This window comes from Oxalobacteraceae bacterium OTU3CAMAD1 (assembly GCA_024123915.1).
Taxonomy (GTDB): Bacteria; Pseudomonadota; Gammaproteobacteria; order Burkholderiales; family Burkholderiaceae_D; genus Rugamonas.
This window is the reverse complement of record CP099650.1, coordinates 106,686-122,511: the sequence shown is the minus strand read 5'-3', so window position 1 is coordinate 122,511 and position 15,826 is coordinate 106,686. Positions and strand designations below refer to the sequence as shown.

Below are 15,826 nucleotides of genomic sequence, written 5' to 3'. Positions count from 1 at the left end.
TTCATAGCGGAAAAACCTTTGTTCGCTAGCGCACGCATGCGGGCAAATGGCGCGCCGCAACATTGCAGAGTCCCCTAGAATCAGGCCCATGGAACTAGACTATTTCTCAGATATGCACGAGGGGCCATGGCGCGCCGCAGCAGTGGTGGGCGTCAGCGCCTTGGTTTTTGTTGCTGTGGCTCTACTGTTGCATCGGGCGGGCATTATGCTGCTGCGCCGCATCGCGCGAAACCGCCCTTACACCACCAATGCGCTCAAGTACGGCTATCGGCCGAGCCAGCTGTGCATGGTGCTGTTCGCGCTGCGGGTGGTGCTGACCGGCGCGCCGGAAAACATGCCGTTGCTGGTGCCCATATCGCGCATCAACAATGTGCTGCTGATCATTTGCCTGACCTGGCTGGCCATCGCCTGCGTCAATTCCATCAAGCGCACGATCACCGACGTCAATCCGGTCGATGCCGCCGACAACCTGCGCGCGCGCCGGTTGCTGACACAGACGGCCGTGCTGACCCGCAGCGCCAACTTCATCATTGGCCTGGTGGGACTGGGTTTTGTGTTGTTGACGTTGCCGGGGGCGCGGCAGGTCGGCGCCAGTCTGCTGGCCTCGGCCGGCGTGGCGGGTCTGGTGGCCGGTATCGCGGCGCGGCCGGTGCTGGGCAATTTTATCGCGGGACTGCAAATCGCCTTCTCGCAGCCGATCCGCCTGGACGACGTGCTGATCGTCAAAGGCGAATGGGGACGCGTTGAACGCATCACCGGCACCTATGTCGTGGTGCGGATCTGGGACGAGCGGCGCTTGATCGTGCCGCTGCAATGGTTTATTGAGAATCCGTTCGAGAACTGGACGCACACTTCTTCGTCGATCCTCGGCACGGTGTTTTTGTGGCTGGACTTCAGCGTGCCGGTGCCGGCGATACGGGCCGAGTTCGAGCGCATCACGCATGCGTCGTCGCGCTGGGACCAGCGGGTGTGCGTGCTGCACGTGACGGACGCCGACGACCGGGGCATGCAATTGCGGCTGCTGATCAGCGCGCAGGATTCCGGCACCGCATTCGATCTGCGCTGCGAGATCCGCGAAGCGATCATCGCCTTCGTGGCGGCCAACTATCCGGATTCGCTGCCGCGCCTGCGTCCCGTGCTGGACGCGCCTGGGCCGCAAGAGGAAAGCCTGGGCAAACGCGCCGTGCACGTAGCGGACAGCCCTGCGCCCTAACCAGGATACGGTCCTGTAGTGTTCTTCTAAACCACGTAGGGCGGATTAGTGAAGCGTAATCCGCCATGTAAGCACCGCCAGCGGCTCATGCGGTACCGCTGGCGACTAATTCGGCACGGTCGCCGACTGCGGATAATCCCGCTCCTGATACATCAACTTGCACTGCGCGGCGCGCAAACCCTTGCGTGCCTCGACACCGGTGGGCGCGATATCCAGATACGCCGCCGCCTCCCAGGACTTTTGCCCCACCGCCGGCCAGCGCGGCAAGCCGGCGCCGTTCGGATCGCCGTTGCGGATGAAATTGGCCCAGTAGCGCAGCACCGGCGGCCATTCGGCCGGCAGCGCCTTGGCCGGCGGTGCGCGATAAACATAATCCATTTCCGACGTGTGCTCCGGCGGCTTGCCCGAACCCGGCGCCCCCAGCCCGAACTCATAGCGCCATACGTGCCCCGGATCGGCCATATGCTGCGACACCCAACTGGCCGGACAACGGAACCACATGTCCGTGATCAACTGCGTCGACACGCTGCCCAGCACGGCATCATCGCGGTACAGCGCGTTGGCCGCCTGCGCATGCTTGCCGAACGCCGCCGCCAGCACCGCCGGCACGGTTTCCGGCTTGCGGTCCGAGCCCAGCTCCTGGCTGTTGCTGCCGATGATGACGCGAATATCCTTGCCAGCGCCCTTGGCATACGCTTCGGCGTAGGGCAGCCGCACCACGTGGCCGTCGATGATTTGCTGTTCCCAGATGAAGCTCGGATCGACGCCGTCCGGCGTCGGCAGGTTGGCGGCGGCCGCGTCGACGGTCGCCGCCGGCAGCTTCCGCAGCCTGGCCAGACCTTCGGCGCCATGTGGCAGCTTCAGGCGATCCAGCAGCACGTTGCCGATTGCCTCGTTCTGCTGCGCGGTGCGGGGCGCGCCGGGGGCGGGCGCCTGCAGGATCGCTTTCTTGAACAACCCTTGCGACAGCGGCGACATGGTCAGCAGCAGCGCATCGAACGCGCCGGCCGAGTTGCCGGTGATGGTGACGTTGCCGGCGTCGCCGCCGAACGTGGCGATGTTCGCCTGTATCCATTTCAGCGCGGCGAGCTGGTCGAGCAGCGCGTAGTTGCCGGACGCGCGCTGCGGGCTTTCTTCACGCAGGGCGTCGAGGCCAAGGAAGCCCCAGGCGCCGAGCCGGTATTGCACCTTGACCAGGACGATGCCTTCGCGGTGCAGGGCGTCTTCCGCCATGTCACCGGCGCCGGCGTAGGCGTTGGAACCGCCGTGCAGGTAGACCAGCACCGGCAGCCGGGCCTTGCTTTCCGTAGTTTTCGTGGGCATCGCCGGCGTGCGGATCGACACCGTCAGGCAATCCTCGCGCATGGTGGTCATGAAGCTTTTGTTCCAGCCGGTGTCGCCCTGGACGCAGGCGGGGGCGATCTTGGTGGCGTCCAGCACGCCGGACCATGCGGCGCGCGGCGCGGGCGGTTTCCAGCGCAGCTCGCCGGTTGGCGCGGCGGCGTAAGGGATGCCGTAAAAAAGGGTGCTGCCGTCAGCCATGGGCTGGCCGGCGACTTTGCCGCCGGCCACTTCCACTTGCTGCGCGTGAGCGGACGCGCAACCGATTGCCGTGATCAGCACGGCGCTAAAGAGTGTTTTCATGACAGCGAGTCTGCCGTGAACGCTCGGGCGATGCAATTCTGATAATCACCAGGCGGGGGAACGATATTAATTGGCTGCGGGGGGCAGGGTTGGCGGTTGTGCGTAAATGACGATAGGTGCCGGGTTAATGGTTGGCGCCGGAGTTCTCGTAAAATTGGTCACCAAGAAAAATAGTCCCCCAAAACCCAAGAAGAGACTAATCACCGTTGCGATCATCCAACGGGCAATGTCCGCGCTAGCCTTATGCATGTCAGCGCGGATATCGGCGATGTCCGTTTTCGTGGCGGTTTGTTCGAGACGCAACTCAATTTTCGCGAGACGCTCCCGCGTTTCGACGGCGAATTCTTCGAGCTTGATCAGGCGCGCTTCCATACCTCCAATCATAATCAGGGCGGCCGCAGTGGTCAAATATCCTACCTGTATCTAACGCTACTTGGATTTCGGTTTGCGGGCGATGATCTCGTTGATCAGCTTGCGTTCCTTGTCGGTTGCCTTGCGCAGCAAGGTCTCGTGCTTTTCGCCCAGCGCGATCGACTCGGTGATTTCAGGGGTGATCGCCGATGACTTGGCGATGCGTTGCGTAATCCACGCCGTCAGCAGGCACATCACCAAGGTGCAGGCGACATAAAACGCGATCCACAAGCCCGTCTGGCCACGGCTGCGGTTGATCGCCTGGACGACCTGTTCGGCCTCCTTGGTCACGGCCGCCATCTTGCCCATCATGTCGGCCACCGCGATGCTGGCCGATTCGGCCGCCACCCGTCCTGCCTCTTTGGCGGTGGCGTCGACAATCGCGGCCGCCTTGGCCTCGATCTTGGCCGCCTCGGCGATGCGCGCGTCGATCTGGTTCAGGCTGATATTCGCCATGCGCACCAGTTTGTCGCAGCCGGCGATCTGCTTGGAGAAATTCTGCAGGTCGTTGTGAAAGCGGTCGGCGTTGAAAAAATCGCCTTGGGGGTGCGATGTCGGGTCGTTGTCGTTCATCGGGTTTCCGCGTTATCCAATAAAAAAAGGGCATGATCGCATCATGCCCCATGATACCGGTAGAGCGGAAGAGTTAGCTACCGACCGTCAACGTCAGCGTTGTCGCGCTGTACACCGGATCGACCTTGGCGAAGCCGTCGACGACGATGCTGGTGAAGCGGCCTTTGAGACTGCCCGCGCTCAGCACGATGATGCTTTCGCCCGCCTTCGGCTTGTAGCTGCCGGGGAACTTGACGCGCAAGGCGCCGCCGACGATGGTGGCGGTGCCGGCCACCGTCATGGTGCCCTTGGCGCCGCCCAGCGCGTTCAGCTCCAGGGTGGTGGCGCCGGCCAGCTGCGTGTAAGCGCGAGCCAGTTTCAAGCCGGCCGGCGCGTTGGCGACCAGGGTGCCGCCGCTGACGTAGACGTCGCCTGCGCCGAATGCCGTCGGCGACGCGCCTTCGAGCGCGCCGGCGGTCAGTTCGGTGCCGCCGGTCCAGGTGTTGTTACCGGCCAGTTTCAGCGCGCCGCTACCTTGCTTGACCAGCTTGCCGCTGCCGCCGATGTCGTTGCGCCAGCGGTCGGCAGCGTTGAAGCCGCCTTTGGACGCGTCCATGACCAGCACCACGTTGCCGGTGAAGGCGCCGTAGCCGTCGGCCGCCGAGAACAGGTTAAGGCGGCCCCAGCCTTCAGGATCGTCCATGACCGGATAGCCGGAAGCGACGGCCGTGGTTTTCAGCACCACGCGGCGCTGGGCGTCGCTCAGGTAAGGCAGGCGCGTTTCCAGCAACACTTCGGCGCCCTTCGGCACCGAGGCCGGCGCGTTGGTCGGCGCGATCGGCGCGAAACCGTAGGTCATGCGGCGCAGGTAGTTGGCCTTGTTGGTGGCGTAGTCCGAGAAGCGGTCGCTGCCCGATTGGGCGAACGCGGTGAAGGTGGTCGGCGTGGTCGCGGTCGCGGCCATCAGGGCGCTGTGCGCCTGGGCGTAGCCGGCCGTCTTCTTGGCGGCGTTGGCCGGGTCGACCATGGCGGCGGCGACCACCGCTTGCGCGTGGATGCGGCCGCTCAGCACGTCCAGCGGCGAATGCATGCCGGCCAGGATGCGCGACTCGCCCAATTCCAGGCCGCGGCTGATGATTTCCTGATAGCGCTCCGGCACCGCGTAGGCCATGGCCAGCGCGTTGCGCACCGACTCGGCCGAGTGGCCGCTGGTGAAGCCGCCATCGGTGGTCGGGGTCGGGCTCTTGGCCGGGTTCAGCGCCGGCAACACCTGCACCGCGCTGCTCCAGCGGTAAGGGCGGGCATATTTATAAAAGCGCTTGGCCGGCTCGGTCGAACCGTTGGCCCCGACCATGTTGACCAGATCGACGACGGCGCCGAAGGTGGGGTTGGCGCTGCCGCCGACGCCGTTGTTGTTGCCGCCGTCGTTGTACAGCACGGTAGTGGCGTCGGGCGCGATCGCGTTGATGGTGGTGGTCTGCTGGGCGGCGGCGCGCCAGGCGTTGGTCAGCGGGCCCATGCCGTCGCTGACGCTGTAGCCCTTGTTGCGGCGGTCGTCCAGATACGCGGCCAGCGCCTGTTCCGGCGTGCGGTTGGCGGTGGCTTTGACGACGTAGTCGATGTTGGCGTTGTGGACGGCCTGGTTGAGGATGGTGCCGCCGTTGGTGCCGTCGTTCGGCACGCCGGTCCAGGCGGAGGCGGCCACGGCCGGGAAGTTGCCGACGCCCGGTGCGGTCACGCCCGCGTCGACGATCTCCGTCAACGGTTTCCAGATCTGCAGCATCCCGGCGAGCACGCGCACGCCGGCGTTGGTGTCGAGGGTCGCGTAGCGGGCGTCGCCGCGCTGGTTGCTGAAGGCGGTATCGACGAAGGCGGTGACGGTCGGCACCGGGGCCACGTCTGCCGCGCCCTGGTCGGCCGGTGCCGCCGGAACGGCCGTGACCTGATCGTCATTGCTGGAACCGCCGCAGGCGCTCAGGGCGACGGCGATGCTGATGGCGAGGATAAGGGGGCGCGACGGAACGAGATGCATGTGGGGATCCAATGGTCAGAAGTAAAAAGGCCATAGAGTAATGACGGCATATGACATAGTTGTTACGCAACCGCAATGGAACCGCTCCCACTCGAAAATATACTCCGGGGTCAGGTCCGCCATTGCTACACGGGCTGGTCCGTAGGGGCTCTAACCGCCGTTTCGCCCGGTTAGTGTTCAGTTCGTGTAGCAATGGAGGACCTGACCCCGGATCTGGTTTGCAACTTGGATGTATCACCTTTGGGGAGTATTGTTGGGAGGACATATCTGCCTATAGTGTGGCTTTATCCGTTCGGGAGCCGCACATGGTCAAGTTGGAAATCAATGGCAAGAGCCGGGAGTTCGATGTGGCGGGCGATATGCCGCTGTTGTGGGTGCTGCGCGACGAGGCGCATATGATGGGCACCAAATTCGGCTGCGGCATGGCGCTGTGCGGCGCCTGCACCGTGCACGTCGACGGCGAGGCCACCCGGTCTTGCGTGCTGCCAGTGTCGGCGGTCGCGGGCAAGAAAATCACCACCATCGAGGGCGTGTCCGCTACGCCGGCCGGCAAGGCCGCGCAGCAGGCCTGGATCGCCGCCGAGGTGGTGCAGTGCGGCTACTGTCAGTCGGGCCAGATCATGTCCGCCGCCGCGCTGCTGGCCAGGAACAAGCAGCCGACCGATGCCGATATCGACGATGCCATGGCCGGTAATATCTGCCGCTGCGGCACCTATACCCGCATCCGCGCGGCGATCAAGGATGCCGCCAAGTCGCCACTGTTGAAGGGGGCTTGAGATGAACGCTCCCTTTAATCCGCCGTCCATCGAACAATCGCGCCGTGGCTTCCTTAAAATCGCGGCCGCCGCCGGCGGTGGCCTGATGGTCGGCTTCTGGTCGCTGCCGGGCGAGGCGTTCGCCGCCACCGCCGCGGCCAGCCCTGTCGCCGCGTCGGCCGATCTGAACGCTTTCATCGCCATCGGCGCCGACGACACCATCACCCTCACCATGCCCAAGGTGGAGATGGGGCAGGGTACCTATACCTCGATCCCGATGCTGATCGCCGAGGAGCTGGAAGTCGACATGGACAAGATCGCGCTGCGCCACGCGCCGCCCAACGCGAAAGTTTACGGCGCGCCCTTTGGCGACCAGTTCACCGGCGGCTCGACCTCCATTCGCCTGATGTGGGAGCCGATGCGCCAGACCGGCGCCGCCGCCCGCATGGTGCTGATCCAGGCCGCCGCCGACCAGTGGAAGGTGGCCCCGGACAGCTGCCGCGCCGAACACGGGGAAGTGGTGCACGCGGCCAGTGGCCGCCGCATCAAGTACGGTCAACTGGTGCAAGCGGCCGCCAAGCTGCCGGTGCCCGGGAAAATCGCGCTGAAGGATCCGAAAGACTTCAAGTTGATCGGCAAGCCGCTCAAGCGCCTCGACGCCAAGGGCAAGACCGACGGCACCGCGTTGTTCGGCATCGATACCGTGGTGCCGGGCATGAAGGTGGCCGTGGTGGCGGCCAGCCCGGTCGTCGGCGGCAGGCTCAAATCCGTCAAGGACGCCAAGGCGCGCAAGCTGCGCGGCGTGCGCAGCGTCATCAAGCTTGAGAACGCGGTGGCCGTGGTGGCCGACAATTATTGGTATGCCAAACAGGGACTTGCCGCGCTGGATATCACCTGGGACGACGGCCAATACGCGAAGCTGTCCACCGACGACGTCCGCGCCATCATGGTCGATGCGCTGAAAAAGCCCGGCAAGGTGGCGCGCAACGACGGCGACGCGCTCAAGGCCATCGCCGCCGACAACAAGCGCGTGGAGGCGGTCTACATCAATCCGATGCTGGCCCACGCGACCATGGAGCCGATGAACTGCACCGTCCATTACAACGCGAAGCAGGGCAGCGCCGAGATCTGGGTCGGCTCGCAGGTGCCGGCCCGCGCGCGCGACGACGCCGCCAAGGTGCTGGGACTGGCGCCGGAAAAGGTCACGCTGCACAACCACCTGATCGGCGGCGGTTTCGGACGCCGCCTCTACACCGATTATGTGGTGCAGGCGGCCGCCCTGGCAAAACAGGTCAAGGCGCCGCTGAAGGTGGTGTGGAGCCGCGAGGAGGATATCCAGCACGATCTGGTGCGCGGCCTGTACGCGCATTCGGTCTCCGCCTCGCTCGACGCCAAGGGCATGCCGGTGGCGTTCTCGCACAAGATCGCCGGGCCGTCGAACCTGGCCACGTTCGCGCCGTCGTTCCTGCAAAATGGCCTGGACACCGACAACGTCGAGGGTTCGGACACCTTCTCCTACGATATCCCCAACATGCGCGTGGAGTACACGCGCGAGGACGGCCCGGTGCCGAGCGGTTTCTGGCGCGGTGTCGGCCCGACCCGCAACATGGCGGTGCTGGAGAGCTTCATCGACGAACTGGCGGAGAAAACCGGCCAGGACCCGCTGGCCTACCGCCTGGCGATGCTGGATAAGCAGCCGCGCGCGGCCAACGTGCTGAAACTGGCGGCGCAGCGCGCCGGCTGGGGCGAAACGCCGCCGGCGCGCTCCGGCCGGGGCATCGCGCTGATGCGGGCCTGGGGCACCTATCTGGCGCAGGTGGTCGACGTCAGCGTCAACGACGACGGCGAGGTGGCGGTCAAGCGCGTCGTGTGCGTGGTCGATTGCGGCCATGTCGTCAACCCGGACACCGTGGTGGCGCAGATCCAGAGTGGTATCAACTACGGCCTGACGGCGGGACTGTTCGGCGCCATCACCTTCAAGGACGGGCGCGTCGAGCAGAGTAACTTCCACGATTACCGCATCCTGCGCCTGAGCGAGGCACCGGTGATCGAGGTCGAAATCGTCTCGAGCACCGAGGCGCCGGGCGGCATCGGCGAGCCGGGAACGGCCGGCGTGGGCGCGGCGCTGGCCAACGCGGTGTTCGCGGCGACCGGCAAGCGGGTACGCGAGATGCCGTTGCGTCCGGAGATACTAAAAAAGGCCTGATGGGCCGCAGGCGGCGGCAGGCTGCTACAATAGTCCGGTGAAAAAGCTATTGCTCATCCTGCTGCTGACCATACTGCCGATCCAGTACGCCTGGTCGATGGCGGCCGTCTATTGCCAGCACGAGCCGGCCAAGGTGAGCCACTTCGGCCACCACGGCCATGAGCACCAGGCCCAGTCCGACGAAGATCCGGCTCACGGCAAACCTGTCAAAGTCCATAGCGACTGCGAAGTCTGCCACCATGCGGTGCAGGCTTCCGTACTGGAGGACAGCGGCGCGGCCGTCCAGCCGCTGACGCAATCGCATGCGGAGCCGCCGCTCGCGAATTATCATTCTCACATCTCCGATGGGCCCCAGCGACCCAATTGGCTGCTCGTCGTCTAGCGCGACGAGACTCCCCTCCTCATATTTCTATCGGAAGACGGTGACGTCTCGTCGAATTCTTTTCCATTTATTCGGAGAATTCGATGTTCAAGTATGTTTTGTCGCTATATATAGCGGCATGGCCGGCGTTCACGCTGGCCGGCGCACCCCTTCCCGCGTCGGAACCCACCGGGCCACTGACCCTGGAGGCGGCGCTGGCGCTGGCCGCCGGCGCCAACGCCGACCTGTCGGCCGCGCGCCACGAGCTGCTGGCGGTTGACGGTGCGGTGCAGCAGGCCGGTTTGCTGCCCAATCCCTCGCTGTCGGTGGAGCGGGTGGACACGCGCCGCAGCAATAGCAGCGATACGCGCGAGACCACCTTTCTATTAAGCCAACCGCTGGAGCTGGGCGGCAAACGGCGGGCGCGCATGCAGGCCGCGCAGCGCGAACGCGATAGCGCCTCGGCGCAGTTGGGCGCGCGGCAGGCCGATATCCGCGCCGATGTCATCGATGGCTGGTTCGCCGTGCTGGCCGCGCAGGAGCAATTGCGGCTGGCGCAGGAGGCGTCCGAACTGGCGCAGCGCGCCGCCGCCGCCACCGGACGGCGCGTGGTCGCCGGCAAGGTATCGCCGGTGGAGGAGACGCGCGCGCGGGTCGCCGCGTCGACCGTGCAACTGGATCTGCTGCGCGCGCGCAGCACCCTGGCGATCGCGCGCAAGCGGCTGGCGGCGATGTGGGGCAACCCGGCGCCGCGCTTCGAGAAGGCCGACGGCGATCTCGATACACTGCCATCGCTGCCCGATCAGGCCTTGTTGCACCACCGGCTGGCGCAGGCGCCGGGGATGGCGCTGGCGCGCTCGGAGTTGGATAAGCGCCAGGCGCTGGCCAAGGTGGAGCTGACCCGCCGCGTGCCCGATGTCACGCTCAACGTCGGCAGCAAGCGCTCCGAGGAGCTGGGGCGCTCGCAGGCGGTATTCGGCATCTCGGTGCCGCTGCCTTTCTTCGACCGCAACCAGGGCAATGTGCTGGAGACGGCGCGCCGCGTCGACAAGGCGCGCGACGAGTTGAGCTCCACCGCGCTGCGGCTGGACGCCGAACTGGCGCAGGCGCGCGAGGATTTCGACGTCGCCCGCCAACAGGCGCTGGCGCTGCGCAGCGAAATCGTACCCGGCGCGCAAAGCGCGTACGAGGCGGCCAGCACCGGCTTCGATTACGGCAAATTCGGCTTCCTCGACGTGCTCGACGCCCAGCGCACTTTGCTGCAGGCGAAATCCCAATACCTGAACGCCCTGGCGGAGGCGCATCGCGCCAAGTCCGCCATCGGCCGCATCCTCGGAGAGGAACAATAAAATGAGTAGCCTGACCAAGAAACAGAACATCACGATCGCCGTCATGGCGGTGATCGGCGTGCTGCTGGCCGCATGGATGCTGATGCCCAAGCACGGCGAAGAAAACCGTGAAAATCACGATGGCCATGGTTCGGAAGCGGTAGTGCTACGTAAAGACGACCACGGCGCGGAGGAAAAGTCCGAAAAAATCGCGCTCGACGACGCGCAGATCAAGGCGGCCGGCATCGCCGTCGCCGCCGCCGCGCCGGCCGACATCAGCATCGCCATCACGCTGCCCGGCGAAATCCGCTTCAACGAGGACCGCACCGCCCACGTGGTGCCCAAGCTGTCCGGCGTGGTCACCGCCGTGATGGCGGACCTGGGCCAGGTCGTCAAACAGGGGCAGGTGCTGGCGGTGGTCGCCAGCAGCGGCTTGTCCGAGCAGCGCAGCGAGCTGCTGTCGGCGCAGCGCCGGCTGGCGCTGGCCGCCACCACGCTCGATCGCGAACGCCGGCTGTGGCAGGACAAGATCTCCGCCGAGCAGGATTATCTGCAGGCCAAGCAGGCGATGAGCGAAGCGGAGATCGCGGTGCAGAACGCGCGCCAGAAGTTGAGCGCCTTCGGCACCGGCGCCGCCTCCGGCGCGGACTTGAACCGGCTGGAGCTGCGCGCGCCCTTCGACGGCATCGTCATGGAAAAACACCTGGCGCTGGGCGAGGCGGTGAAGGAGGACGCCAATGTGTTCACCATCTCCGACCTGTCGACCGTGTGGGCGGAAATCGCCGTGCCGCCCAAGGATCTTAACCTGGTGCGCGTGGGCGAGACGGTGACCGTCAAGGCGTCCGCGTTCGATGCCCAGGCCACCGGCAAGATCACCTACGTCGGCTCGCTGCTCGGCGAGCAGACCCGCACCGCCAAGGCCCGCGTGGCGCTGGCCAATCCCGATCGCGCCTGGCGTCCGGGCCTGTTCGTCAACGTCGATGTGCTGTCCGGCCAGACCGGCGCCGCCGCCGTCACCGTCGGCACCGAGGCGATCCAGACCCTGGAGGACAGGCCGGTGGTGTTCGTCAAGGTGGCCGGCGGCTTCCAGCCGCAGGCCGTGGTGACGGGCCGCAGCGATGGCAGGGTCACCGAGATCCTGCAAGGCCTGACGGCGGGCACGCAGTACGCCGCCGCCGGCAGTTTCGTCCTCAAGGCGGAACTGGGCAAGGGCAGCGCCGAGCACGCGCACTGAGGCGGGGGACGACATCATGTTCGAACGTCTTATACGATTTGCCATCGTCCAGCGCTGGCTGGTCATGCTGGCGGTGGCGGGGATGGCCGGTTTCGGCATCTATAGCTATCAAAAACTGCCCATCGACGCGGTACCCGACATCACCAATGTTCAGGTGCAGATCAACACGGCCGCGCCGGGCTACTCGCCGCTCGAGACCGAGCAGCGCGTGACGTTCCCGATCGAGACCGTCATGTCCGGCCTGCCCAACCTGGAGCAGACACGCTCGCTGTCGCGCTACGGGCTGTCGCAGATCACCGTTATCTTCAAGGACGGCACCGACATCTTCTTCGCGCGCCAGATGGTCAACGAGCGGATACAGGAGGCGAGGGCGCAGCTGCCGGCCGGGATCGCGCCGGCCATGGGGCCGATCTCCACCGGCCTGGGGGAGATCTACCTGTGGACGGTGGAGGCCAAGCCGGGGGCGAAGAAGGCCGACGGCACGCCCTACACGCCGACCGACCTGCGCGAGATCCAGGACTGGATCATCAAGCCGCAGCTGCGCAACGTCGCCGGCGTCACCGAGATCAATTCGATCGGCGGCTACGCCAAGGAATACCAGGTCGCGCCCAATCCGCAGCGCCTCGCCTCCTACGGCCTGACCTTGCAGGATGTGGTGACGGCGCTGGACCGCAACAACGCCAACGCCAGCGCCGGCTACATCGAAAAACGCGGAGAACAGCTGCTGGTGCGCGCGCCGGGGCAGGTGCAGTCGCTGGAGGATATCCGCAACATCATCCTCAGTAACGTCGACAGTGTGCCGGTGCGGGTGCGCGACGTGGCCGAGGTGCAGATCGGCCGCGAACTGCGCACCGGCGCCGCCACCGACAACGGCCGCGAGGTGGTGCTGGGCACCGTCTTCATGCTGATCGGCCAGAACAGCCGCGCCGTCTCGCAGGCGGTCGACAAGAAGATGGTCGACATCAACCGCAGCCTGCCGGCCGGCGTGCAGGCCATCACCGTCTACGACCGCACGGTGTTGGTCGACAAGGCCATCGCCACGGTGAAGAAAAACCTGCTCGAAGGCGCGGTCCTGGTGATCGCGGTGCTGTTCCTGTTCCTCGGGAATATGCGCGCGGCGCTGATCACGGCGATGGTGATACCGCTGTCGATGCTGTTTACCTTTACCGGCATGGTCACCTACAAGGTCAGCGCCAATTTGCTGAGCCTCGGCGCGCTGGACTTCGGCATCATCGTCGACGGCGCGGTGGTCATCGTCGAGAACTGCGTGCGCAGGCTGGCGCACGCGCAGAAGCATCTAGGCCGCACGCTGACCCTTGCCGAGCGCTTCGACGAAGTCCACGCGGCGGCGAAGGAGTCGCGCCGCCCGCTGCTGTTCGGCCAGTTGATCATCATGGTGGTCTACCTGCCGATCTTCGCGCTGACCGGCGTCGAGGGCCGCATGTTCCATCCGATGGCGCTGACGGTGGTCATCGCTCTGCTGGGCGCGATGCTGTTGTCGATCACCTTCATCCCGGCCGCGGTTGCGCTGTTCATCGGCGACAACGTGGTCGAGAAGGAGCACCGCAAAATCACCGCGTGGTACAGCGGAATTTTGGAGCGCGTACTGGCCAACACCCCGGTCGTGCTGACGTTCGCCGGGATATCGGTGGTGTTGTCGCTGCTGTTGGCGACGCGCCTGGGCAGCGAGTTCGTGCCGAACCTGAACGAGGGCGACTTCGCCATCCAGGCCTTGCGCATCCCCGGCACCAGCCTGACGCAGTCGGTGGAGATGCAAAAGCAGATCGAGCTGACCCTGAAGCAGAAATTCCCCGAGATCGAACGCATCTTCGCGCGCACCGGCACGGCGGAAATCGCCTCCGATCCGATGCCGCCGAATATCTCGGACGGCTACATCATGCTCAAGCCGGAAGCCGATTGGCCCAAGCCGCGCAAGTCGCGCGACGAGCTGCTGGCGGCGATCCGGGAGACGGTGGAAAAGCTGCCCGGGAATGCGTTCGAGTTCTCCCAGCCTATCCAGCTGCGCTTCAACGAGCTGATATCGGGCGTGCGCAGCGACGTCGCCGTCAAGCTGTTCGGCGACGACACGGCGGTGCTCAACGACACCGCCGCGACGATCGCCGCCGCGCTGGGCAAGGTGCAAGGCGCGACCGAGGTCAAGATCGAACAGACCACCGGCCTGCCGATGCTGACGGTGGAAATCGACCGCAGCAAGACCGCGCGCTACGGCCTCAATGTGGGCGAAGTGCAGGAGACCATCGCCACCGCCATCGGCGGCAAGGAGGCCGGCACCATGTTCGAGGGCGACCGCCGCTTCGATATCGTGGTGCGGCTGCCGGACGCGCTGCGCGACGACCTCGATGTGATGCGACGCCTGCCGGTGCCGCTGCCACGGGGCGTTGGCGGAAGCGGCGGCGCCAACTTCATCCCGCTGGGAGAGGTGGCCAGCTTCAGCGTGGCGCCGGGACCGAACCAGATCAGCCGCGAGGACGGCAAGCGCCGCGTCGTTATCAGCGCCAATGTGCGCGGACGCGATATCGGCTCCTTCGTTTCCGAGGCGGAGCAGGCCTTGCAAAGCCAGGTCAAGGTGCCTGCCGGGTACTGGACCGCGTGGGGTGGGCAGTTCGAGCAGCTGCAGTCGGCCACGCGCCGCCTGCAGATCGTGGTGCCGGTGGCGCTGCTGCTGGTGATGGTGCTGCTGCTGGCGATGTTCGGCAACCTGCGCGACGGGCTGCTGGTGTTCAGCGGGATTCCGTTCGCGCTGACCGGCGGCATCGCCGCGCTGGCGCTGCGCGGCATACCGTTGTCGATATCGGCGGCGGTGGGCTTCATCGCGCTGTCCGGGGTGGCGGTGCTCAATGGACTGGTGCTGATCTCGTACATCCGCTCCTTGCGCGAGCAGGGACGCACGGTGGAGGAGGCGATACGCGAGGGGGCGCTGGGTCGACTGCGTCCGGTGCTGATGACGGCGCTGGTGGCGTCGCTGGGCTTCATTCCGATGGCGATCGCCACCGGCACCGGCGCCGAGGTCCAGCGTCCTTTGGCGACGGTGGTCATCGGTGGGATCTTGTCGTCGACCGCGCTGACGTTGCTGGTGCTGCCGCTGCTATACCGGCTGGCACACCGCGACAGGAAAATGCCAACGCCAACGCCAACGCCAACGCCGGGTTAGACGCTGCCGGCGCGCTCGATGACCAGGATGCGCGCCTGTCCCACCGGATGGGCGCAGTGGGCGTCGCCCCCGGCGGCGTGGAAGACGTCACCGGCGCGCAGGTGGGCCACCAGTTCGTGGCCGTCCTCGCGGTAGTGCATCGCCACCTCGCCATCGAGCACGGCGAACACCTCGTCGCCGTCGTTGACGTGCCACTGGTAGGGTTGGTCGGTCCAGTGCAGCCGCACGGTGGCGTTGTCAATCGCGGTGATCGGTAGCGCCTCCCAGGCGCGCGCGCCGGTGTAGTCGCTTGCTCGGACGATTTTCATGGTCAACTCCAGTCGTAGTCCATTTGCCGAGCGGTGGCCAGCGCCAACTCGCGTCCCGCCAACCGCTCGACCAGATGCAGCGACAGGTCGATGCCGGTGGTGACGCCGCCGGAGGCGACGATGGCGCCATTGCCGGTCCAGCGGCGCTTACCTTGCACCCGCAATTCGGGAAACGCGGCGCCGGCCGCTGTTTTGGCCGCCGGGTTGTCCGCGGCCAGTTGCTGGCCGTCGAGCAGCCCGCCCTGGGTTAGCAGAAAGGCGCCGGTGCGCACCGAGGCAACCAGTTCGCTGTCGCGCGCGGTCTCGGCGATCCAGGCGATGACGTCCGGCCTGGCCAGTTCGGCGTCGATCGCGCCGCCGGGCACGATCAGCACGTCGAGGTGGCCGCAGCCGAAATCCGCTTCCGGAAAAACCGTCAAGCCGGCGCGCGCGCGCAGCAGCGCGGAGGTGCGGCCGATGGTGCGGACCCGGAACGGCGGCGGCGCCTCCGGTGTCGTTTTTTGGCTGACACGCGTGGCGCAGGTGAACACGTCGTATGGTCCGGCGAAGTCGGGGACCTCGACGTCGTCGTAAACATAGATGCCGATGGTGCGGGTCATGGGTGCCTCCT

At 66.0% G+C, this 15,826-nt stretch carries 13 protein-coding genes; 7 read left to right on the top strand and 6 right to left on the bottom strand.

Translation table 11 applies throughout. The annotated features are described in order from the left end of the window. Positions 1 to 88: 88 nt before the first annotated feature. Positions 89 to 1,213 (top strand): mechanosensitive ion channel family protein, encoded by a 1,125-nt coding sequence (locus NHH88_00410; protein ID USX14296.1) that lies wholly within the window; start codon positions 89 to 91, stop codon positions 1,211 to 1,213. A gap of 105 nt (positions 1,214 to 1,318) precedes the next feature. Here NHH88_00410 and NHH88_00405 read toward each other — a convergent pair whose 3' ends face one another. The 4 genes from NHH88_00405 to NHH88_00390 all read right to left on the bottom strand — a co-directional run bounded on the left by NHH88_00405 (position 1,319) and on the right by NHH88_00390 (position 5,852). Then, complete coding sequence (locus tag NHH88_00405) at positions 1,319 to 2,857, bottom strand: carboxylesterase family protein (protein ID USX14295.1); 1,539 nt, start codon at positions 2,855 to 2,857, stop codon at positions 1,319 to 1,321. A 66-nt stretch (positions 2,858 to 2,923) separates the two neighbouring features. Then, entirely contained in the window at positions 2,924 to 3,229 is a 306-nt protein-coding gene (locus tag NHH88_00400; GenBank protein USX14294.1) for a hypothetical protein, read from the bottom strand. A gap of 57 nt (positions 3,230 to 3,286) precedes the next feature. After that, on the bottom strand, positions 3,287 to 3,841 hold the full coding sequence (locus NHH88_00395; GenBank protein ID USX14293.1) for a hypothetical protein: 555 nt from the start codon (positions 3,839 to 3,841) through the stop codon (positions 3,287 to 3,289). Positions 3,842 to 3,914: 73 nt separating this feature from the next. Further along, the gene (locus tag NHH88_00390) at positions 3,915 to 5,852 is read right to left on the bottom strand and encodes a phosphatase PAP2 family protein (protein USX14292.1); all 1,938 of its coding nucleotides are present in this window, start codon (positions 5,850 to 5,852) and stop codon (positions 3,915 to 3,917) included. A gap of 305 nt (positions 5,853 to 6,157) precedes the next feature. On the opposite strand from NHH88_00390, the gene NHH88_00385 reads away from it, so the two are divergent. The 6 genes from NHH88_00385 to NHH88_00360 all read left to right on the top strand — a co-directional run bounded on the left by NHH88_00385 (position 6,158) and on the right by NHH88_00360 (position 14,908). Then, complete coding sequence (locus NHH88_00385; GenBank protein ID USX14291.1) at positions 6,158 to 6,628, top strand: (2Fe-2S)-binding protein; 471 nt, start codon at positions 6,158 to 6,160, stop codon at positions 6,626 to 6,628. A gap of 1 nt (position 6,629) precedes the next feature. Next, a complete protein-coding gene (locus tag NHH88_00380) occupies positions 6,630 to 8,813 on the top strand; it encodes a molybdopterin-dependent oxidoreductase (protein ID USX14290.1) in 2,184 nt (727 codons plus the stop codon). 49 nt (positions 8,814 to 8,862) lie between these two features. After that, positions 8,863 to 9,195 carry a hypothetical protein gene (locus tag NHH88_00375; GenBank protein ID USX14289.1) on the top strand — a complete coding sequence of 111 codons (333 nt, stop codon included), beginning with the start codon at positions 8,863 to 8,865 and terminating at the stop codon, positions 9,193 to 9,195. An 83-nt stretch (positions 9,196 to 9,278) separates the two neighbouring features. Further along, the gene (locus NHH88_00370; GenBank protein ID USX14288.1) at positions 9,279 to 10,523 is read left to right on the top strand and encodes a TolC family protein; all 1,245 of its coding nucleotides are present in this window, start codon (positions 9,279 to 9,281) and stop codon (positions 10,521 to 10,523) included. Positions 10,524 to 10,533: 10 nt separating this feature from the next. Then, the gene (locus NHH88_00365) at positions 10,534 to 11,736 is read left to right on the top strand and encodes an efflux RND transporter periplasmic adaptor subunit (protein USX17495.1); all 1,203 of its coding nucleotides are present in this window, start codon (positions 10,534 to 10,536) and stop codon (positions 11,734 to 11,736) included. A 16-nt stretch (positions 11,737 to 11,752) separates the two neighbouring features. Then, positions 11,753 to 14,908: a CusA/CzcA family heavy metal efflux RND transporter gene (locus tag NHH88_00360; protein USX14287.1), complete on the top strand. Its 3,156-nt coding sequence runs from the start codon at positions 11,753 to 11,755 to the stop codon at positions 14,906 to 14,908. On the opposite strand, the gene NHH88_00355 is transcribed toward NHH88_00360, so the two are convergent. Further along, positions 14,905 to 15,216, bottom strand: coding sequence for a cupin (locus tag NHH88_00355; protein USX14286.1), 312 nt, complete (start codon positions 15,214 to 15,216; stop codon positions 14,905 to 14,907). The two genes, NHH88_00360 and NHH88_00355, sit on opposite strands and share 4 nt — an antisense overlap. Positions 15,217 to 15,218: 2 nt before the next feature. Continuing rightward, positions 15,219 to 15,815 carry a DJ-1/PfpI family protein gene (locus NHH88_00350; protein ID USX14285.1) on the bottom strand — a complete coding sequence of 199 codons (597 nt, stop codon included), beginning with the start codon at positions 15,813 to 15,815 and terminating at the stop codon, positions 15,219 to 15,221. Between the last annotated feature and the right edge of the window lie 11 nt (positions 15,816 to 15,826).